16 protein-coding genes, 1 tRNA gene and 1 pseudogene are annotated in these 19075 nt (G+C 71.9%); 9 read left to right on the top strand and 9 right to left on the bottom strand.

From position 1 onward, the window contains the following. Positions 1-128: 128 nt before the first annotated feature. From KKR01S_RS04725 to KKR01S_RS04735, 3 genes and pseudogenes are all read left to right on the top strand, one after another. Positions 129-969: pseudogene (locus KKR01S_RS04725) on the top strand (SDR family oxidoreductase). Next, positions 966-1835, top strand: coding sequence for an alpha/beta fold hydrolase (locus tag KKR01S_RS04730; RefSeq protein ID WP_064725428.1), 870 nt, complete (start codon positions 966-968; stop codon positions 1833-1835). Before KKR01S_RS04725 ends, KKR01S_RS04730 begins: the two are co-directional and overlap by 4 nt. Before the next feature lie 158 nt (positions 1836-1993). Continuing rightward, entirely contained in the window at positions 1994-2686 is a 693-nt protein-coding gene (locus tag KKR01S_RS04735; protein WP_439709794.1) for a sugar phosphate isomerase/epimerase family protein, read from the top strand. Positions 2687-2707: 21 nt separating this feature from the next. Here the strand turns inward: KKR01S_RS04735 and KKR01S_RS04740 are convergent, their stop codons facing one another. Beyond that, positions 2708-3397, bottom strand: a complete 690-nt coding sequence (locus KKR01S_RS04740; RefSeq protein ID WP_058730546.1) for a hypothetical protein — start codon at positions 3395-3397, stop codon at positions 2708-2710. A gap of 171 nt (positions 3398-3568) precedes the next feature. On the opposite strand from KKR01S_RS04740, the gene KKR01S_RS04745 reads away from it, so the two are divergent. Continuing rightward, positions 3569-3641, top strand: a tRNA-Lys gene (locus tag KKR01S_RS04745). Between the two features lie 186 nt (positions 3642-3827). Here KKR01S_RS04745 and KKR01S_RS04750 read toward each other — a convergent pair. From KKR01S_RS04750 to KKR01S_RS04760, 4 genes are all read right to left on the bottom strand, one after another. Next, positions 3828-4472: a methylated-DNA--[protein]-cysteine S-methyltransferase gene (locus KKR01S_RS04750; RefSeq protein WP_081101561.1), complete on the bottom strand. Its 645-nt coding sequence runs from the start codon at positions 4470-4472 to the stop codon at positions 3828-3830. Then, entirely contained in the window at positions 4469-4966 is a 498-nt protein-coding gene (locus tag KKR01S_RS04755; RefSeq protein WP_061225408.1) for an RNA polymerase sigma factor, read from the bottom strand. Before KKR01S_RS04755 ends, KKR01S_RS04750 begins: the two co-directional genes overlap by 4 nt. A 2-nt stretch (positions 4967-4968) precedes the next feature. Next, the gene (locus tag KKR01S_RS10970; protein WP_165596158.1) at positions 4969-5133 is read right to left on the bottom strand and encodes a hypothetical protein; all 165 of its coding nucleotides are present in this window, start codon (positions 5131-5133) and stop codon (positions 4969-4971) included. A 193-nt stretch (positions 5134-5326) separates the two neighbouring features. Continuing rightward, on the bottom strand, positions 5327-5860 hold the full coding sequence (locus KKR01S_RS04760) for a Dps family protein (protein ID WP_058730544.1): 534 nt from the start codon (positions 5858-5860) through the stop codon (positions 5327-5329). A 227-nt stretch (positions 5861-6087) separates the two neighbouring features. On the opposite strand from KKR01S_RS04760, the gene KKR01S_RS04765 reads away from it, so the two are divergent. Further along, positions 6088-7221 carry an alcohol dehydrogenase catalytic domain-containing protein gene (locus tag KKR01S_RS04765; RefSeq protein WP_058730543.1) on the top strand — a complete coding sequence of 378 codons (1134 nt, stop codon included), beginning with the start codon at positions 6088-6090 and terminating at the stop codon, positions 7219-7221. 48 nt (positions 7222-7269) lie between these two features. Here the strand turns inward: KKR01S_RS04765 and KKR01S_RS04770 are convergent, their stop codons facing one another. The 4 genes from KKR01S_RS04770 to KKR01S_RS04785 all read right to left on the bottom strand — a co-directional run bounded on the left by KKR01S_RS04770 (position 7270) and on the right by KKR01S_RS04785 (position 12612). Then, on the bottom strand, positions 7270-7683 hold the full coding sequence (locus tag KKR01S_RS04770) for an FmdB family zinc ribbon protein (protein ID WP_174520369.1): 414 nt from the start codon (positions 7681-7683) through the stop codon (positions 7270-7272). Next, the gene (locus KKR01S_RS04775) at positions 7680-8462 is read right to left on the bottom strand and encodes an N-acyl homoserine lactonase family protein (protein ID WP_244884102.1); all 783 of its coding nucleotides are present in this window, start codon (positions 8460-8462) and stop codon (positions 7680-7682) included. Before KKR01S_RS04775 ends, KKR01S_RS04770 begins: the two co-directional genes overlap by 4 nt. Positions 8463-8618: 156 nt before the next feature. Next, entirely contained in the window at positions 8619-10052 is a 1434-nt protein-coding gene (gene cls, locus KKR01S_RS04780; RefSeq protein WP_058730551.1) for a cardiolipin synthase, read from the bottom strand. A gap of 76 nt (positions 10053-10128) precedes the next feature. Beyond that, positions 10129-12612, bottom strand: a complete 2484-nt coding sequence (locus KKR01S_RS04785) for a hypothetical protein (protein WP_061225409.1) — start codon at positions 12610-12612, stop codon at positions 10129-10131. 153 nt (positions 12613-12765) lie between these two features. On the opposite strand from KKR01S_RS04785, the gene KKR01S_RS04790 reads away from it, so the two are divergent. From KKR01S_RS04790 to KKR01S_RS04805, 4 genes are all read left to right on the top strand, one after another. Further along, entirely contained in the window at positions 12766-13911 is a 1146-nt protein-coding gene (locus tag KKR01S_RS04790; RefSeq protein WP_058730541.1) for an FUSC family protein, read from the top strand. After that, positions 13896-16211, top strand: a complete 2316-nt coding sequence (locus KKR01S_RS04795) for an ABC transporter permease (protein ID WP_058730540.1) — start codon at positions 13896-13898, stop codon at positions 16209-16211. Before KKR01S_RS04790 ends, KKR01S_RS04795 begins: the two co-directional genes overlap by 16 nt. An 86-nt stretch (positions 16212-16297) precedes the next feature. Next, positions 16298-16837 (top strand): MarR family winged helix-turn-helix transcriptional regulator, encoded by a 540-nt coding sequence (locus KKR01S_RS04800; RefSeq protein ID WP_244884105.1) that lies wholly within the window; start codon positions 16298-16300, stop codon positions 16835-16837. Next, the gene (locus tag KKR01S_RS04805; RefSeq protein ID WP_244884106.1) at positions 16834-19059 is read left to right on the top strand and encodes an MMPL family transporter; all 2226 of its coding nucleotides are present in this window, start codon (positions 16834-16836) and stop codon (positions 19057-19059) included. The genes KKR01S_RS04800 and KKR01S_RS04805 overlap by 4 nt, the downstream gene beginning before the upstream one ends. Positions 19060-19075: the final 16 nt, after the last annotated feature.

The raw sequence follows: 19075 nt of genomic DNA on the forward strand, positions 1-19075 counted from the left end.
CTGACCACCTTCCCGGCTGTGATCAGCGCGAATGCCGGTCGGGGAGGGGTGCGGGCCCGTCCGACGGCGGTAGCCTGGGGATGCGCGCCCGCTCCTCGGGCGCCGTTCCCGAGGAAAGGCAGGACCCGATGCAGATCCCCGCGCAGACCCAGCCCTGGCCCGGCTCCACCGCGGCCATGGACCCCCAGCCGGATCACGGCGAGCAGTCCTACCGCGGCAGCGGGCGCCTGGAGGGCAAGCGCGTGCTGCTGACCGCCGGGGACAGCGGCATCGGCCGCGCCGTCGCCATCGCCTACGCCCGGGAGGGCGCGGACCTGGTGATCTCCTACTACGACGAGCACGACGACGCCGAGCAGACCCGCCCGGTGGGTGCGCGAGGTCGGCCGGAAGGCCGTGCTGGTCCCCGGGGATCTCACCGACCCCGAGCACTGCCGGGAGCTGGTGCGCCGCACCGTGGAGGAGCTGGGCGGCATCGACGTGCTGGTCTCCAACGCCGCGTTCCAGATGGTCCGCGAGCAGATCACCGACATCCCGGATGAGGAATGGGACTTCACCCTGGCCACCAACCTCTCCGCGATGTTCCACCTGGTCAAGGCCGCCGTGCCGCACATGCAGCCGGGTTCCAGCATCATCGGCTCCACCTCCGTGAACTCGGATATGCCCCCGCAGCAGCTGCTGGCCTACAACGCGACGAAGGCGGGGATCGCCAACATGATCGGCTCCCTCTCCCAGTCCCTGGCCCCGCGCGGCATCCGCGCCAACTCCGTGGCCCCGGGCCCCATCTGGACCCCGCTGATCCCGGCGACCATGCCGGAGGAGATGGTCGAGGACTTCGGCGGGGACTACCCCGTGGGCCGGGCCGGGCAGCCGGCCGAGCTCGCGCCCGCCTACGTCATGCTCGCCGCGGACGAGTCCAGCTACGTCTCCGGGGCCCGCGTGGCCGTCACGGGAGGTCAGCCGATCCTATGAGCGCCGTCGACTCCGAGACCGCCGCCGAGACGACGGGCGCCGTCGAACGCCACACCATCACCACCTCGGACGGGGTGCGCCTGTCCTACACCGACGAGGGCGCCGGTCGGCCCGTGGTCATGATCCACGGGTGGACCTTCTCCGGGAGGTTCTTCGACGGCGTCGCCTCCGAGCTGGCCCGCGGGCACCGGGTGATCCGCCTGGATCTGCGCGGGCACGGACGCTCCGAGTCCCCGGACCACGGGTACCGGATGTCCCGGCTCAGCGCGGACCTGCACGAGCTGCTGGAGGCCCTGGATCTGCGCGAGGCCACCCTCATCGGGTGGTCCCTGGGCTGCCCGATCATCTGGGGTCTGCTGGAGTCCTTCGGCTCCGCGAGGGTCGCCCAGGCCGTGTACATCGACCAGACCCCGGCGCAGTACCGCACCGCGGACTGGCCGTGGGCCCACGCCCAGTGCTGGGACGACGCCGCCCTGGCCGGCCTGCAGGCCGCCATCGCCGCCGACCCGGCCGGCCAGGACCGCGAGCAGGTGCCGACCATCCTGCAGCGCGAGCCCACCGAGCGGGAGCGGGAGCTGTTCCTGGCGGAGATGGGCCGGTGCCGCCCGGAGGTGCGCAACGCGGTGATGCAGAACCACACGCGCCTGGACTGGCGCGACGTCATCCCGCACCTGTCCGTGCCGGCCCTGGTGTGCGTGGCCCGGCGCAACGTCGTCTTCGACTGGCGCGGCCCGCACTGGGTGGCCGAGCACCTGCCCGACGCCCGGGAGCGGATCTTCGAGGACAGCCGCCACGCGCTGTTCCTGGACGAGCCGCAGGCCTTCGTCGAGACGGTCCGGGAGTTCCTGGCGGAGGCGGACCGATGAGCGGGATGCCCTTCGCCTTCGGGATGAACGAGTTCACCACCCAGCCGTGGAGCTTCGAGCGGGACCTGCGCGAGTGCGCGGACCTCGGGGTGCAGACCTTCGAGCTGTGCTAGGCCAAGCTGGCCGAGGGTGCTGCGGGCCGGGAGCAGCTGGAGGCCCTGCGGGAGTCCGGGCTGCCGGTGTGCTCGGTGCAGCCCGCGGTGCGCACGGCCGTGCCCAGCGCGATGCAGCCGAGCCCGAAGGGCGCCGACGAGCGGATCGCCGCCTACCGGGCCAGCCTGGAGCGGCTGGCCGCGGTGGCCCCCGGGGCGGTGTTCGTGACCAACACCGGGCCCGCCCCGGACGGGGACATGCACCGGGGCCTGGAGGAGGCCGTGCGCTTCCACCGGGAGGTGGCGCCGGTGGCCGCGGATCTGGGGGTGCGCCTGGCGGTGGAGCCGCTGAACCCGATCTCCCTGAACGCGGAGACGATGATCTGGACCTTCGCCCAGGCGGTCGAGCTGATCGAGCGGACCGGCGTCGAGGGCCTGGGGCTGTGCCTGGACACCTGGAACCTGTGGCAGGACCCCCTGCTGGAGGAGGGGATCCGCAGCCACGGCGAGCTGATCTCGATCCTGCAGGTCAGCGACTGGCGCACCCCGCGCTCCGGGATGGACCGGCGCAGCGTGGGCACCGGGCCGATCCCCACCGGGCGGCTGCTGCACGCGCTGGCCGAGTCCGGCTACACCGGGGCCTGCGTGGTGGAGATCTTCTCCCAGGGGGTGCCGGATTCCCTGTACGACGGGGACCTGCGCGCCCTGATCCGGCAGAACCGGGATGCCCTGGAGCAGGCGTGGGAGCGGGCCGCCTGAGCCGACCCGGTCGGGGCGCGGTCAGTCGAGGGTGCCGGCCCGCCACGCCGCGGCGGCGGCCTCCAGCTGCTCGGCGGTGCCGATCAGCCGCCGGGAGGCGCGGGTCATCCGGGTGCCGGCCGGGTGGGAGCCCGGGTCGGCGAAAAACTCGCTGGCGGCTCCCGGCCGGTGGGGGATGACGGCGGCGTCGGTGCGGTCCGCGGCGAGGCTCTGACCCAGGGCGATGACGCGGCAGAAGGCTGCGAAGCGCTCCAGGGCGACGTCGAACTGCCCGGTGTACGCGCCGGTGAGGATCTCATCCACGGTGCGGCACACCTCCTCCGCGTCCGGCGGATCCGCGACGCCGGCCACCACGCGGGAGACCTCCGCGGTGTCCTGGCCCAGGCGGTAGTACTCGCCGATGCGCGCGGGGTCCCGGCGCACCGTGTCCCGCAGGGCGTGGATGCGCCACAGCGCGCCGGGCAGGGAGACCGCCGGGGCCTGCGCCCACATCTGCGCGAGGGCCTCCACCCCGAAGCGGTCCGTGAACTCCACGAGCCGGGCCGTGACCTCCGGGTCCCGGTTGGCCCGCCCGCGGGTGAGCAGGGCCCAGGCGGAGGTGTGCGCGGCCTGGCTGAGGGTCTCCGGGTCGGTGCCGCCCTCGCGCTGGTCGAACATCGCGGGGGAGAACTTCACGGGACGGTGGTGGCGCGCGGCAGGCTTCTCGGGCATCCGAACAGTGTAGGACCGGCCCCGGGCCACCCGCAGTTCTCTGCGCCACCGGCGGACGAGGACAATATCCGATCCCGCAGGAGGCCGGGCCGACAGGGGGCTTCGGCGGTGTCGGTGCGGGGCCGGGGGAGTTGAGGGGCCCGTCGTCGGGCCGGTAGTGTGAGGTGTTGCGCGCCTTTAGCTCAGTTGGTAGAGCAAGGGACTTTTAATCCCTGGGTCGTGGGTTCGAGCCCCACAGGGCGCACCGCAGAGGACCCCGCACCGGCAGCAGCCGGGACGGGGTCCTCATCGTATGTGGCGTCCGCGCTTCAGATGAGGCCTTCGTGTTGAGATGCGCCGTTCGTGCTGAGATGCCGCACGGCGTGCGGTATCTCAGCACGAAAGTGGGATCTCAGCACACATCCGGGACCTCAGCGGGCCGCCGTCGGGGTCATGCCGCCTGCTCCAGTCTCAGCAGGGTCGTCTTCGCGTCCAGACCGCCGATGTAGCCGCCGAGGCCGCCGTCGGCGCGCAGCACCCGGTGACAGGGCACCACGACCGGCAGCGGGTTGGTCGCGCAGGCCGTGCCGACGGCGCGGACGGCCCGCGGATTCCCGACGAGTTCGGCGACCTCCTTGTAGGAGCGGGTGCGGCCGTAGTCGATGTGCGGCAGGCAACGCTGCACGGTCCGGCGGAACCCCGAGGACAGCGCGTAATCCAGCGGCACGTCGAAGGCGCGTCGACGGCCGGCGAAGTACTCGTCGATCTCGGCGGCCACCGCATCCAGGCGACGGGGGGCCTCCAGCACCCGCGGGCTGATCCTCTCCGCCAGCGATGTCAGCACCGCGTCGAAGTCCTCGCGTTCGTAGGCCACGCGCACCAGCCCCGTCTCGGTCGCGGCCAGCAGCAGCGGACCGACGGGGGTGTCGATCGTGCGGTAGGCGACGTCGAGCAGTCCGTGCTCACCGGCCCGTGCGGCCAGGCGCGCGTGGAGATCGGCCATCGCCCCGGGTTCGATCGGGAAGAGGGCGGCACACTCGGCTCCCTCGCCGTCACCGGTCGGAAGGCTCGCGCCTGCGGGCATGCTGTCGGTCATCGGGGTGCTCCTTCCGTGTGCTCGCCGTCGTGGTAGGTCTGCCGCAGTCTCCTGATGCCGTCCGAGGCGGCTCTGCGCACCGCGTCGGGGCTTGAGCCGATGATCGCGGCGGTCTCGGTGTGCGGCAGACCGCCGAGGTAGTGGTAGGCGATCGCCAGCCGCTGCCGCTCCGGCAGCCCCGCCACCGCGGCCCACACCCCGTGCTCGTCATCGCCCGGGGTGCCCAGGGAGGAGACCCGCTCGGGGAGGTCGTCGCTGGGGGTCGCGTGCCGGGCCCGGGCGCGGACGACGTCGATCGCCTTGCGGCGGGCGACCCGCACCAGCCAGGCCTCCGTGTTCGTCTCCTCCGGCAGGTCCGGCCAGGTCTTCAGCGCGGCCAGGAACGTCTCGGACCAGGCGTCATCGGCGTCGGGCCCGGGACCGAGCACGGCTCGGCAGACCCGCAGCACGGTCTCGCCGTGCCGGGTCACGGCCTGGTCGAAGGGAAGTCGCATCGTCATCCCACGGTAGTCGCGCCGGCCGGGCCGAGCTGCTGAGCGAGCCTGCGATCGCCCAGCGCCGTCTGGATCACCGTGTGTCGCCTGGTCATCATGATCATCTCCTCCGTCTGCTCATGCTGTAGACGCGTCAGCACCGGCGGATGTGAGGTGGCCTCGTCCACATGTGCCGCGGTCCTCCCTGTCCGGGCGCATCGCAGAAGACCCCGCCCCGGCTGGTGCCGGAGCGGGGTCTTCGTCGTGCGCGGGGCTCCTGCTGAGATGCGGGGTTCGTGTCGAGATGCTGCACGTCGGGCGGTATCTCAGCACGAACGCGGGATCTCAGAACGAAACCGGGGTCTCAGCGCGCCCCGGGTCTCAGCGGGCCGCGGCGGGGCGGCGGGTCTCGGCGCTGATGAACCAGGACTGCTGCTCGAGCTTCTCGAGGATGCTGTGCAGGATGTCCGCGGAGGTCGGGTCGGCCTCGTCCACGGTGTCGTGGACCTCGCGGATGGTGTTGGTGGTGGCCTCCACCGCGGTGACGATCTCGTCGATCGCGTCCGTGGTGAGCACCTCGCCCTGCGGCATCTCCGGCAGGGTCGAGGCGGCCGCGACGACGGTGGGGCGCCCGTCCGGGGTGGCGTGCAGGGCGCGCATGCGCTCGGCCACGGTGTCGGAGGCCTCGCGGGCGATCTCCACGATCTCGTCCAGGTTCAGGTGCAGGTCCCGGAAGTTGGGGCCGACGATGTTCCAGTGCGCCTGCTTGCCCACCATATGCAGGGCGATCAGGTCCACGAGCACCTTCTGCAGGCTGTCGCGCAGCTCTTTCGGCGCGACGAACCCGTGCTCGGCGTTCTCCACGCGGGTCTTGGTGTCTCCGGCGGGCTGCGGAACGGTGACGGTCTCGGTCATGTCCTCACTCCTTCTCGAACTCGTTCGCTTCCCTTCCACATCACCACCGCAACCGCCCTCCCACAAGGGGTTTGAGCTGTCAGCCGAAGGCTCCGCGCATCACAGCAGGCCGATGCCGGGGCCACAGACGGCGGATGGATGTGGTCTGGGTCTCGGAGTAGCGTGGGATGTGATTCCCGCACCCATCGCGGGATCGACCGCTGTGTCATGTCGCTGAGGAGCACACCATGAAGATCCGCGCCGCTGTCCTGACCACGATGGAGGCCGAGCGTCCCTATGCCGACTCCAAGCCGCTGGCCATCGAGGAGCTCGAACTGGATCCGCCGCAGGAAGGAGAGGTGCTGCTGCGGATGACGGCCGCCGGCGTCTGCCATTCCGATCTTTCCGTGGTGGACGGCAACCGACCGCGACCTCTGCCGATGGCTCTGGGGCATGAGGGCACAGGGGTCGTCGAGGAGGTCGGCCCGGGAGTGGCAGGTCTGTCCGTCGGAGATCACGTGGTCACGGTGTTCCTGCCGCGCTGCGGTGAATGCGCGAACTGCCGCACGGACGGCAAGCTGCCCTGTTCCCGCGGCACGGAGTCCAACACTGCCGGATATCTGCCGGGTGGAGGGAAGAAGATCCGCCTGCATCGACCGGACGGAGAGGAGGTCCTGCACCATCTCGGAGTCTCGGCATTCGCCACTCATGCAGTGGTCCACGAGTCCAGCGTCGTCAAGATCGGGGAGGACGTGCCTCCCGAAGCTGCGGCACCGCTGGGGTGTGCGGTGCTGACCGGCGGAGGAGCGGTGGTCAATGCCGGCGATCCCCAGGAGGGAGACACGATCATGGTCGTGGGTCTCGGTGGGGTGGGCATCGCCGCGCTGCTGACGGCCATCGGGCTCGGCAAGGGCAAGGTCATCGGCGTCGATGCGCAGGAAGCCAAGCTGAAGCGCGCTTCCGAGCTGGGAGCCGACGAGGTGTGGACCCCGGAGCAGGTCGCTGAGCAGGGGATCACGGCGGATCTGGTCATCGAGGCTGCGGGGCATCCGCGGGCTTTCGAGACGGCGTTTGCGGCGACTGCGGTGGGGGGACGGACCGTGACCGTCGGACTGCCCAGCCCTTCGGCCGAGTCGGTGATCCACCCTGTGGTCCTGACCTCGGAGGCGCGCAGCGTCATCGGCAGCTACTTGGGATCGGCGGTCCCCTCCCGGGACATTCCGCGGTATGAGCAGCTGTGGCGCGATGGGGACCTGCCCGTGGAGGAGCTCGTCTCCTCCCGCATCCGGCTGGAGGACATCAACGAGGCCATGGACACGCTGGCTGAGGCTCGGGCGATCCGGCAGATCATCCTCTTCGAGGAGTCCGATCAGGCCCAGTGACACCGGGTGCGATATCGGCTCTCGGCCGAGCCGGAGAGCGATGCCGCCTCAGGGAGAGTCCTTCCGCGGCGGTGTCGCCCTTGAGGCGAGGGCATCGCCGATCGCCTGACCCACATCATCGCCCGCACGCAGCGGACGGCCGGCGAAGATCCCCTCATGAGCCAGCACCGGACGACGGTCGCCGGCGAGCTCGGGGTACTTCTCCTCGAGCTTCTCTCGGCGTTCGATGGTCTTCCGCCAGTGGTGCAGGACGTCGGGATCTCCCCGGCCGGCGCCCTCCCAGCTGTGCGGCATCTGCTCACGGGACGGCCCGGCATCGGCCCGGTTGCCGATGTTGACCGACGACAGCCTCTTCCGTGCAGCAGCGCCGCAGATAGGACACGGCGGATTCGGCGCATCCATGGTGGGCAACCCAGCTTCGAAGCGATGCTGAGCCTCGCAGAGGAAGTCGTGGAGGATCATGAGTAGTGCCCCTCTGGGGCCCAGCGGATCTCGTGAGCTGCCTGATCGGCGTCGTGTCCGAAGAAGACCTGTGCCTCTTTCTCCTCGGCGATGCGGCGCAGCTTCTCCACCGAGTCCAGCCAGGCCAGATTGTTCCAGACGATCGCGGCCCCCACGGCCGGAGGGCCCCAGGAATCCCGCATGTACACGGCGTCGGAGGTGAAGATCTTCGTCCCCTCGTCGGGCAGATCCAGCACCAGGGACATCGTTCCCCAGGTGTGACCCGGCGTCTGCAGGAGGGTGACACCCGGCAGGATCTCCTCATCGCCGCTGATGCCGCCGATGTCCAGACCCTCGTAGTCAGAGGGGATATGCGCGCCTTCGTGGTAGCCGGTGATCCCCTTGACTCCCTCCAGCTCGGCGGTGCTGGTGAGGATCCTGGTCTTCCCGTTGTCGAAGGCTCGGGCATTGGCCGCATGGTCGAAGTGCAGGTGGCTGAGCACCAGCAGGTCGATGTCCTCGGTGCTCAGTCCCATCCGGGCAAGGCTGCGGTCCAGATAGGAGGCTTCCGGGTCTTCGGCGTCATCGACCACCGGGAAGAACTGGTCGAAGCCGGTCGACTGCCAGCGACTGGCCCAGTCTCGAGGGACACCGGTATCCCAGAGCATCCGCCCCTCGGGTGTCTCGACGAGCACGGCGTGCGTTGGAACGAGACCGAATTCGCGCGGGGCGTCCCGCTGACTGACGGGTTTGATGATGCGCTCTGGTTTGAGGAGGAGCCAGGTGTAGTCGGCCTCCATGTCTCCGGAGTGCAGCACGTGCGCCCTCATGTCCATGGCGGACACCGTCCTTCGGATCGACGGTGTAATGCAGAGCACAATGCCATCTGGGCGTGGCCATGTCAACGATCCGACGCCGGGGCCACACCCGACTCTGCTTCCGCCCCTTCCGAGAAGCTACAGCAGCGCGGAGGTCAGGCGGCAGACGTTCTCCAGGGCCTTGGTGCGCAGCGGGCGGCTGCGCCACTGCTCCAGGTCCACCTCGTCGGAGACGGCCATGTACCGCTCGGCGACGTCCTGCACCTGGGCGGTGATCTCCTCGCTGAGCAGCATCATCGTCACCTCCAGGTTCAGGGAGAAGGAGCGCACATCCATGTTGGACGAGCCCAGGCAGGTCATATCGTGGTCCACCAGGACGAACTTCGTGTGCAGCACCGTCGGGGCGGGGTAGAGCATGATCCGCACCCCGGCCTCCAGCAGGCTGTCGTAGTAGGACTGCTGGCCGTAGTGGGCGAAGAACTGGTCGCCCTTCGCGCACACGATCAGCGTCACGTCGATCCCGGACTGCGCGGCCGTGGTCAGCGCCATCTTCAGGGAATCGTCCGGGATGAGGTACGGGGAGCAGATCAGCACCCGGTCCTCGGCGTTGTAGATCAGCTGGTTGATCAGCCGCAGGTTGTTCTCCGTGTCGAAGCCCGGCCCGGAGGGCACCGCCTGGGCCATCACCCCACCGTCGATCGAGGGCAGCTCCTGGTCCACCTCATCCAGCAGCAGATCCTCGGTCTCCGAGTACCAGTCGGAGATGAACAGGGCGTTCAGCTCATCCACCAGCGGTCCCTCGATGCGCAGCATCAGGTCCTTCCACTGCAGGCCTTTGCGCAGGTTCTTCGGCTTGTTGTACGAGCGGTCGATGATGTTCTGCGAGCCGGAGAAGGCGAGGTTGCCGTCGATGACGAGGATCTTCCGGTGGTTGCGCAGGTCCGGGCGCTGCCACTCCAGGCGCCACGGCCGGATCGGCAGCATCCGGTGCCAGGAGATCCCGGAGCGATCCAGCATCTTCACCAGCTCGCCGTAGCCGGGATACCCGGCCGAGCCCAGGTGGTCGATGAGGATGTGCACCTTGACCCCGCGCTCATGCGCCCGGAACAGGGCGTCGATCAGGGGAGCGGAGGTCTGGTCGTAGGCGACGATGTAGAACTCGAAGTGCACGTACTCCCGCGCCCGGTCCACGGCGTCGGCCATCACCCGGATGGACTCGTGGTTGTCCGGCAGCAGCTCGAAGGAGTTGCCGCCGGTCAGCGGCAGGGAGCCCAGCCGGTAGTTCAGCTGAGCGGCGGCCACCGCCGGCTCCCGCAGATGGTCGTGCCGACCCAGGATCGCCTGATCCCCGATCTGCTCGCGGATCAGCTCGTTCATCCGCGACTGACGCTGCCGTCGGGACTTGGGCAGATAGCGGGAGCCGATCACCAGGAACGCGATGATGCCGATGTACGGGATGAGGAAGATCGCCATGAGCCACCCCAGCGCCACGGCCGGCTTCCGGTTGTACGGGATCCAGCACAGCGCGATGATCCGGATGACCGCATCCACGACCACCAGGGTGATGTCCATCCACTGCGGCAGACCGGGGATGTTCAGCAGGGAGTAACTCACCGTGTCAGTGTACGGGAGGCCGCCCCCTCCGCCCTCAGGGCGTTCCTGCGCCCGCGGTCCCCGACGCCGCGGCCTCCCGGCCCAGCCCCAGATCGTAGGCGCTGGAGACCGCCGGGGCCCAGGAGGCCCCGCACGACGCCGCCCGGGCCAGGGCCCGCTGCGCCGCGGCGTCGGGTGCCAGGAACGTCGGCCCGGCCGCCGGCTCGCCGGCCGCCTGCCGTCCCGGGGGACCGGGCAGCAGCACGCCGCGCCGGGCCCCCAGCAGACCCGCGTAGGCCACGGCCGGGGAGACGCGGGCGGCGTCGTCGTAGAGCAGCCAGCCGATCCGGCGCTCGCCGAGGCCGCGCAGCAGACTCGGCAGCAGGTTCGGGTCCACGCGGATCTCGGGGAAGATCGCGCTGAGCACCTGCACCGCCGCGAGCATGGCCTCTGCGGAGGGCACCGGGCGCCCGGAGAGCACATCGCGGGCGGCCTTCAGCCCGTCCCGGAACTCCCGGGGCAGGTGCAGTAGGGTCAGGGCGTGCAGGCGCACCGCCAGTCGGTAGGTCCCGGTCCGGGCCCGCTGCACCTCGGGATCCAGCCACGGGCAGGCCGGACCGGTCCCGGACCAGCCGCCGCCCAGCCACTCCTGGTCGATCGCGTGCTCCGGGTGCGGGTAAGCCGCCAGCTCCGCCTGCAGGGCCCGGGCCGTCTCCTGGGACTGCTCCAGCTCATCGCGCAGCCCGTCCCGGTTCTGCTGGGCCGCATGCAGCCGACGGCGGGCCGCGCCCACCCGGGTCTGGCAGGCGTCCTCCTCCCGGGCGGCCGTCTCCTGCGCGGTGCGCAGGTCCTCCAGCCGCTCCCGCCACGGCACCCGGGCCCGGCCCAGGCTCGCGGCCCGGCGCCAGACGCCCGGCTCCTCGTGCAGATGCGCGGCGATCGCGTCGCTGAGCCCGTGCCGGCGCATCTGGGCGGTGCGGTGCGCCCGCTCGGCCCGCACCAGGTCCGCCGTGAGGGCGTCCACGGAGGCTTGGGCATCGCGGATGTTCTGCCCGATGTCCCGGGTCATCTCCTCCGCCCGCAGCAGCAGGGGCACCGCCTCGTGGAAGCGCTGCCGGGAGGCCAGCAGCTCGCGGGTGCGCTCCTGGGCGGCCAGGGCGGCGTCGGCGGTGCGCTCCCACTCGCCCTGATCCGCCGCGGGATCGGCGCCGGCGCGCGGCAGGACGTTGAGGACGGCGTCGATCGCATCGATCACCCCGATCTCGCGTCCGGCGGGCAGCGCCTGGAAGGGAGGATGCTCGGGCATCCCGGGGGCCAGGACCACCCGCACCCCGTAGGGTCCGGTGCCCGGCACCGGGCCGGAGGCGCTGGAGGCCGGGTCCACGACGGCGTGCAGGAACTCGTGCCCGGCCAGGTCCGGGTGCGGCACGGGCACGGTGCGCCCCGGGGTCCAGGGCAGGGGCTCGGGGTCGAAGACCTCCGCGGGATCCGGGATCTCGGCCAGGGCGCGGGCCCGGTGCACGAGGATCGCGGCGGCGATCTCCCGGGAGGTCTCCGGTCCGGGTGTCCCGGCGGCCGTGCGCGGTGGGCAGGTCCACAGGCCCTCGCGCGCGCCGAGCCGGCTCAGGGCCGCGTCCACCGCGAACTGGGTGGCCGCCGTGGCCGGGGAGGGCTCCGGCGCGCCGAGGGGCACCTGCTGAGGGGCGACGGCGTAGTACAGGCGGGTGCGGGAGTCCATGACGTCGGCGGGATGCTCCGGGGCGTCCACCCCGAGCAGCCCGGCCGCGGCCTGGCGGAAGCGGGTGCGGTGGTCGGCCCGGTCCAGCGCGGCCGCGCTGGGGTGGTTCAGCACCGGCACGCGCGGGGAGTCTTCGGGGCGGCGGGTGCGGCGCACCCGGCGGCTGGCCACCCGCACCGTCGCTGAGACCGGCCCCGAGAGGATTCCCTCGCCCAGGATCCGGTCGGTCAGGCTCAGCGCCTGCGCCAGATCCTCCTGGGTGAGCCGCCGCCCGCCGTCACCCGGCTGCCCCCGGCCGCGGATCAGCACCTCCCGGTGCGCCCAGTGCTCCAGCAGCTGCTCGCGCCACCGCGGCAGCTGGCTCGCGTAGTCCGGACCGGGGGCACCGGCTGCTCGCCAGGCGGCCCGGGACAGCTCGAGGGTCTCCGGCAGCACCCGGCCCTCCTCGTCGACCTCCAGGGCGAACACGGCGGTGAGCTCCTGCGGTCGCCTCGACTCCGAAGCCTTCCCGGCGGAGGCGTCGTCGGGGGTCTCCGGCATCGTCCCCGCCGCGACGGCGCCGGCGACCAGCCGGGCGTGATCCACCAGGCCGGCGTAGACCCGATGGCGCCAGGTGCGCTCCCGATGCAGGCTCAGGTGCCCGGTCACTGGCTCCCAGGGCAGGTGGTGCTCCGGGAGGTAGTCCTTGACCGTCTCCGCCGGCCCGGCCGGGCCCGGCACCGGCAGGGCGCGCGGGCTGAGGTCGGTCACGATGCGCCACAGCCGCAGGGGATCGTCGGGCAGCAGGGAACCGAGGGGCATGATCCCAACCTACAAGGCTCACCTGGGCGCCCCGGGCCGGGTGACCGGGCCGCGTCGCGGGTGCGCCGGGTGCGCGGCCGGTGCACAACGGCGTCGGGCCCTAGGATGGGAGGGTCTCCGCCGCCGCGCCTCACCCAGGAGCTCCCGCCGCCCGTGCCCACCGGTCCCCTGCATCAGCTCGTCCGCTTCGCCCCGCCCACGCAGGACCACGTTCCCGCCGTGCGCATCGCGCTGACCGTGGGTCTGCCGCAGCTGCTGCTGCTCGCCCTGGGGCGGCTGGACCTGAGCATCTACGCGGCCTTCGGGGCCTTCACCGCGATCTACGGGCGCCAGGAGGCCCCGCGGCTGCGCCTGCGCCACCAGTGCCAGGCGGCGCTGATGCTGCTGGTGTGCATCGCGCTGGGGCTGGGGCTGTCCCGGGCGCACGCGGACCCCTGGCTGGTGGTCGCGGTGTGCGGGCTGGTCGCCGGCGGCGGGGCCGTGCTCACCGCCGTGCTGCGTCTGCGCCCGGCCGGCTCGACCTTCCTGATCTTCGCCGCCGGAGCCATCGGCTCCATCCCGCACCCCGCCTCCTGGTCGCAGGGCCTGGGCACCGCCGCGGCGACGGCCGCGTGGTCCGTGCTCGCGGGTCTGGCCGGCGCCCTGCTGGGGGAGGGGCGACGCGGCCACGTGGCCCCGCCGCCGGGCCCGCACGGGATGGACCGGCGCCGCGCCGTGCGCTACGGCCTGATGTTCTTCCTCGCTCCGCTCATCGCCGGGCTGCTGGGGCAGGCCTCGGGGCTGTCCCACTCCTACTGGGCGATGGTCGCCGCGGCCGCGGCCATCGCCGGGCCCAACTCCCGGGCCCGGCTGCACCGGGGCGTGCAGCGCGTCATCGGGACCCTCGGCGGAGTGCTGATCACCGCCTTCGTGCTCTCCCAGCACCCCCAGCCCTGGCACCTGGTCGTGTGGGTCATCATCTTCCAGTTCCTCACCGAGACGTACGTGCTGCGCAACTACGCCTTCGCGACCCTGTTCATCACGCCGCTGGCCCTGCTCATGCTGCAGCTCGGGCACCCTTCCTCGGTGGGCACGGTGCTCACCGCGCGCCTGGCGGAGACCGCGATCGGCGGGGCCGTGGCCATCGCGCTGGTGCTGCTGACCCGCACCCGCGAGGAGCGCCGCGCGGGTGCCCACACGAGGACCCCAGCGGGGGCGGAGCGGAGCCGCGGCGGGGCCCATCGCCCCGAGACCGCCCCCGATGCCGCGCCCGGCGTCCCGACCCGAACCCCGGAGGAGCCCCGATGGCCGCGCGACTGAGCACCGGAACTCTCAAGCGCCAAGCCGGGAGGATCCTGAAGTTCTCCATCGTCCTGCCGCTGTTCATGACGGTGATGTTCCCGCTGATCTACGGGTTCAGCATGCACGCCCCGACCCCGCACCATCTGAAGGTCGCCGTCGTCGCCCAGGACGCGAGCGCCGAGCACCTGGTGGACCGGTTGGACGCCGCGGCCGGGGACTCCTACGACGTCTCCGCGGTGGACTCCGCCGAGGAGGCCAAGCGCCAGATCGAGGCCCTGCAGGTCCGGGCCGCCTGGGACCCGCAGACCAACACGGAGTACGTCGCGAGCATGGGCTCCACCTCCGCGACGCAGTTCGCCGAGTCCTACATCGCGAAGATCGCCCCGAAGGTCCTGGTGGAGCTGGGGAAGGCGGAATCCGCGGAGCAGGCGCCGGCGCCCACCGTGCAGGACCTCGTGCCCCCGCCGGGCGGCGACGGGCTGGGGCTGTCCCTGCTGTTCATGGGGCTGCCGGTGATGATGGCCGGGTTCATGACCGCCACGGGTCTGCGCTCCAACCTGGCGCAGCTCTCCGCACGGGTGGCGATCTCGATCATGGCCGTGCTGGCGCTGGCCTACGCGACGCTGGCGACCTTCGTGGGGTACAGCGTCTACGCGGCATTCCAGGTGCATGCCCTGCCGATCTTCCTGCTGATGGCCTTCGCCTCCTTCACCGTGATGCTGTTCCACACCGGCGGCATGCGGGTGATCGGGCTGTACATGGCCCTGCCCACGATCTTCCTGCTGGTGCTGCTGGGGGTGCCCTCCTCCGGGGCGGGCATGGCCACGGAGCTGGTCCCGCCGGTGGTCGCCGCTCTGCACCCGTGGCTGCCGACCCCGGCGCTGCTGGATGCCCTGCGCAAGCTGCTGTACTTCCCCACGGCCTCCCTGGCCGGCAACGTGATCACCCTGCTGCTGTGGTTCTTCCTGGCCCTGGCGCTGCTCGGGGCCTCCTTCCTGCGCCGTCCCCGTCCCACGGATGCCGACGCCGTGCCGGCGGAGAAGGACGAGCAGGAAGCGGTCGCAGACACTCCGGGCACCCGCGCCGAGGGACGGGCCAGGGAGCAGCTGCGCGCGGCCGTGGCCTCCACCCGCGGCTTCCGCGGATTCTTCGGCAGCCGCCGGGTGGTCTCGGACGAGCAGATGCAGAATCGGCGGGGTCTGCACGCCGCGATCCGCCTGCCGATGTTCTTCGCGATCGCGATGCCGCTGATGTATCTGGGGCTGGTCCACCACCCCGCACCCAACGGGATGGTCCTGGATGTGGTGGCCGACGGCGCTCAGGGCACCAGCATCGCGAAGACCCTCGAGCAGCTGCCCGCCTACGAGGTGCACCGGGTGGATTCCGCCGAGCAGGCCCGGCAGGACATGCTGCACGGGCGGGCCCGCGGGGCCTTCGTGCCCGCTGCCGATGCCGCGGAGGTGCCGGGGGCCGAGGCCGGAAAGGGCCCGGTGGTGCTGGTGGCCTCGGGGACGGGGATCCAGGCGGAGTCGGCGGTGACCACGGTGTTCGCGGCCGTGTCCGGGGAGGTCTCCCCGCAGACCGTGGATCTGGCCCCGACCCACGCCAACGACCGCTTCGGGATGTCGATGATGTACCTGGGTCTGGGCGGGATCGTCGGGTCCAACATCGCCGGCATGATGATCGGCCTGGTGGGACGGGGATGGAGCTGGTACCGCCGACTGGCGTGGGTGCTGGGGGTGGCCGCGGCGAACACGGGCCTGCAGTACCTGATCGCCGTGCACGTGGTGCGCTTCCTGCCCGCGGACGTGGACTGGACGGTGTGGCCGATCCTGTTCCTGATGTCCGTGAGCATCCAGATCTTCGCCGTCGGCGGGGCGCTGCTGATCCGCAACGACGTGATGATCTGGCTGATCGGCGTGTTCATCATGTGCGGGGTGCCGGCCTCGGGTCTGCTACTGCCGCTGGACATGGCCCCGGATCGGTACCAGATCCTGCACCACCTGGTGCCCTCAGCCGTGGCTCTCGGGGCCATCCGCTCCCGGGTGTACCTGCCGGAGGCGCCCGTGGGTTCGGCGGTGCTCACGGAGCTGATCTGGCTGGCCGCGGCCCTGCTGGTCTACCTGTGGGGGTGCCTGCACGTGCGCCGGCTGCGGCGTCGTGATGAGGCCGCCGCGGCCCGGGAGGCCCACCAGTTCGACGACGCCGAGGCCGGGGAGTTCGAGGGTGCGGTGCTCTCCGGGTCCCCGGGGCCGCAGACCCGGCAGCTGCAGGTGGTGCGCGCCGCGGCCAAGGAGGCCGCCCGCTCCCGGTCCTGAGTCTGGCCGGATCCGCGGTGGCGGAGACCGGAGCCACCCCCTAGACTGCTAGATAATCTAGTTAGATTTTCGAGGGGTGATGGTGGGTGAGACAGCCCGACGGCGCCGTCCTGCGGGTCCTGCAGCAGCTGCAGGTGCTGGGCCAGACCCTGGACCACGCCCACGCCGAGCTCAAGGACGGCATGGGACTCAACGCCACCGACCTGGCGACCCTGCGCCTTCTCATCGTGCGGGACCAGCGCGGCCGACTGACGACCCCCAAGGAGGTCGCCGCGCACCTGGAGATCACCACGGCCTCCGCCACCGCCCTGATCGACCGGCTCGTCGCGGCCGGGCACCTGCGCCGGGAGCCGCACCCGCGGGATCGACGCTCCCGCGTGCTGGTGCTCACCGAGCACGCCCGGCGGGAGTTCTTCGCGCACTTCTCCGGGCACCTGGCCGCGATGCGCACCGTCGCCGAGCGCTTCGACCACACCCAGCTGGGCACCATCGACGCCTTCCTGACCGGGCTGAACACCGCCCTGGGCGGCCCGGAGGCGGCGGAGCCTCCCGCCCGCCCCGGCCAGCCCCCGGGTGCCACCGACGACGCCGAGCACCCCCGCACCGACCCCGAGGAGACCCCGTGAACGCCCAGCACAGCACCCCACGCGCCGACCACCACGTCGAGCCCCACAGCGACCGCGACCGGCACCATCCCCAGCACCTGGATCCGCAGGCCCGCCCGGGCCGACGCTGGCTGCGCATCCTGCTGCCGGCCCTGCTGATCCTCGCCTGGCTGGCGGTAACCGGCATCGGCGGGCCCTACTTCGGGAAGATCTCCGAGGTGACCTCGGAATCGGCCACGGACCGGCTGCCCGCCAGCGCCCAGTCCACCGAGGTGGCCCAGCGCCTGGCCGACTTCAAGGAATCCGACGCGATCCCGGCGATCGTCGTGCTGGAGAACCCGGACGGGATCACCGAGCAGGACACCGCCTGGGCCCAGCAGCTGGCGAAGGACTCGGGCCGCGAGGTGCCCCTGGACGGGGCGGCCTCCCCGGCGATCCCCTCCGAGGACGGCAAGGCCCTGCAGATCGTGCTGCCCCTGGATTCCGGGGCGCAGCCCGACGACGCCGTGACCGCCCTGCGGGAGCGGCTGAACGAGGCCCCCGAGGGCCTGCGCGGGTGGGTCACGGGCCCGGCCGGGTTCACCGCGGATCTGGCCGAGGCCTTCTCCGGGATCGACGGCATCCTGCTGGCGGTGGCCCTGGTCGTGGTGTTCGTGATCCTGCTGGCGGTCTACCGCTCGCCCCTGCTGCCGATCCTGGTGCTGCTGACCTCCCTGGCCGCCCTGTCCGCCTCCATCCTGGTGATCTGGCACCTGGCCGACGCCGCGTGGCTGAGCATCAACGGGCAGATCCAGGGCATCCTGTTCATCCTCGTCATCGGCGCGGCCACGGACTACTCCCTGCTGTTCGTGGCCCGCTACCGCGAAGCCCTGCAGACCCACCGCACGGTGCCCGCGGCGATGCGCGCGGCCTGGCGGGGCACCATCGAGCCGGTGGCCGCCTCCGGCGGCACCGTCATCGCCGGGCTGCTGTGCCTGATGTTCTCCTCCCTGAAGACCAACGCCGCCCTCGGCCCGGTGGCCGCCACCGGCATCGTCTTCGCGATGCTCGCGGCCCTGACCCTCCTGCCGGCGCTGCTGCTGATCTTCGGCCGTGTGGCCTTCTGGCCCGCCCGTCCGCGCTTCCGAGGCGAGGACTTCACGCCCCCGGCCCGGCTGTGGGGCGGCATCGCGCGGCGGGTGGGGCGCCGAGCCCGCCCGATCTGGCTGGTCAGCGCCGCAGCCCTCGTGATCATGGCGGCCTTCGCCCTGCAGTTCCGGGCCTCCGGGGTCCCGCAGTCGGAGCTGATCCTCGGCCACTCCGACGCCCGGGACGGCCAGCAGGTCCAGGCCGAGCACTTCCCCGGCGGCTCCGGGACCCCGGCGCAGGTGGTCGTCGCGGCCGACGCCGAGCAGCAGGCCGGGCAGATCCTGCGGGAGACCGACGGCGTGGATTCGGTCAGCGTGGTCGCCGCGGATTCCCCCACCGGCACGGTGCCGCTGGATCAGCAGCAGCGCTCCGCCCCGCCCTACGACGGGGCGCAGCCCACCGTGGCCGAGGGGGACGTGATGCTGGAGGTGACCCTGGCCGACGCCCCGGATTCGGCGGCCGCGGAGGACACGGTGCAGCGGATGCGGGACCGGATCACCGCCGCGGATGCGCACGCCCTGGTGGGCGGGACCACCGCCCAGGATCTGGACACCCTAGAGGCGGCCAGCGCGGACCGGGCGCTGATCATCCCGATCATCCTCGCGGTGATCACCGTGATCCTCATGCTCCTGCTGCGCTCGATCCTCGCCCCGCTGCTGCTGGTGGCCACCACCGTGGTCAGCTACCTCGCGGCCCTGGGGGTGGGCGCCCTGGTGTTCCACCACCTGCTGGGCTTCTCGAACGCCGACCCCACGGTGCCGCTGTACGCCTTCGTGTTCCTCGTGGCCCTGGGCATCGACTACAACATCTTCCTGATGACCCGGGTGCGGGAGGAGTCCCTGAGCGCGGGCACCCGCGAGGGGGTGCTGCGGGGGCTGCGCCTGACCGGCGGGGTGATCACCGCGGCCGGCGTCGTGCTGGCGGCGACCTTCGCGGCGCTGGCCGTGATCCCGCTGATGTTCCTGGCGCAGCTGGCCTTCCTGGTGGCCTTCGGCGTGCTGCTGGACACCACTCTGGTGCGGGCCCTGCTGGTCCCGGCCCTGGTGCACGACATCGGCGACGCCGTGTGGTGGCCCTCGAAGCTGCGCCACGGGCCGATTCGCTCCCGGGACTGACCCGGCGCGAGGGCGG

Source organism: Rothia kristinae NBRC 15354, from assembly GCF_001570865.1.
Taxonomy (GTDB): domain Bacteria; phylum Actinomycetota; class Actinomycetes; order Actinomycetales; family Micrococcaceae; genus Rothia; species Rothia kristinae.

What these genes read in the sequence shown, in the direction of transcription:
- KKR01S_RS04730 (WP_064725428.1), top strand. Translation starts at nt 966, where the DNA reads ATGAGCGCCGTCGACTCCGAGACCGCCGCCGAGACGACGGGCGCCGTC.
- KKR01S_RS04765 (WP_058730543.1), top strand. Translation starts at nt 6,088, where the DNA reads ATGAAGATCCGCGCCGCTGTCCTGACCACGATGGAGGCCGAGCGTCCC.
- cls (WP_058730551.1), bottom strand. Translation starts at nt 10,052, where the DNA reads ATGGACATCACCCTGGTGGTCGTGGATGCGGTCATCCGGATCATCGCG.
- KKR01S_RS04785 (WP_061225409.1), bottom strand. Translation starts at nt 12,612, where the DNA reads ATGCCCCTCGGTTCCCTGCTGCCCGACGATCCCCTGCGGCTGTGGCGC.
- KKR01S_RS04755 (WP_061225408.1), bottom strand. Translation starts at nt 4,966, where the DNA reads ATGCGACTTCCCTTCGACCAGGCCGTGACCCGGCACGGCGAGACCGTG.
- KKR01S_RS04740 (WP_058730546.1), bottom strand. Translation starts at nt 3,397, where the DNA reads ATGCCCGAGAAGCCTGCCGCGCGCCACCACCGTCCCGTGAAGTTCTCC.
- KKR01S_RS04760 (WP_058730544.1), bottom strand. Translation starts at nt 5,860, where the DNA reads ATGACCGAGACCGTCACCGTTCCGCAGCCCGCCGGAGACACCAAGACC.
- KKR01S_RS04770 (WP_174520369.1), bottom strand. Translation starts at nt 7,683, where the DNA reads ATGATCCTCCACGACTTCCTCTGCGAGGCTCAGCATCGCTTCGAAGCT.
- KKR01S_RS04750 (WP_081101561.1), bottom strand. Translation starts at nt 4,472, where the DNA reads ATGACCGACAGCATGCCCGCAGGCGCGAGCCTTCCGACCGGTGACGGC.
- KKR01S_RS04775 (WP_244884102.1), bottom strand. Translation starts at nt 8,462, where the DNA reads ATGGAGGCCGACTACACCTGGCTCCTCCTCAAACCAGAGCGCATCATC.
- KKR01S_RS04795 (WP_058730540.1), top strand. Translation starts at nt 13,896, where the DNA reads ATGGCCGCGCGACTGAGCACCGGAACTCTCAAGCGCCAAGCCGGGAGG.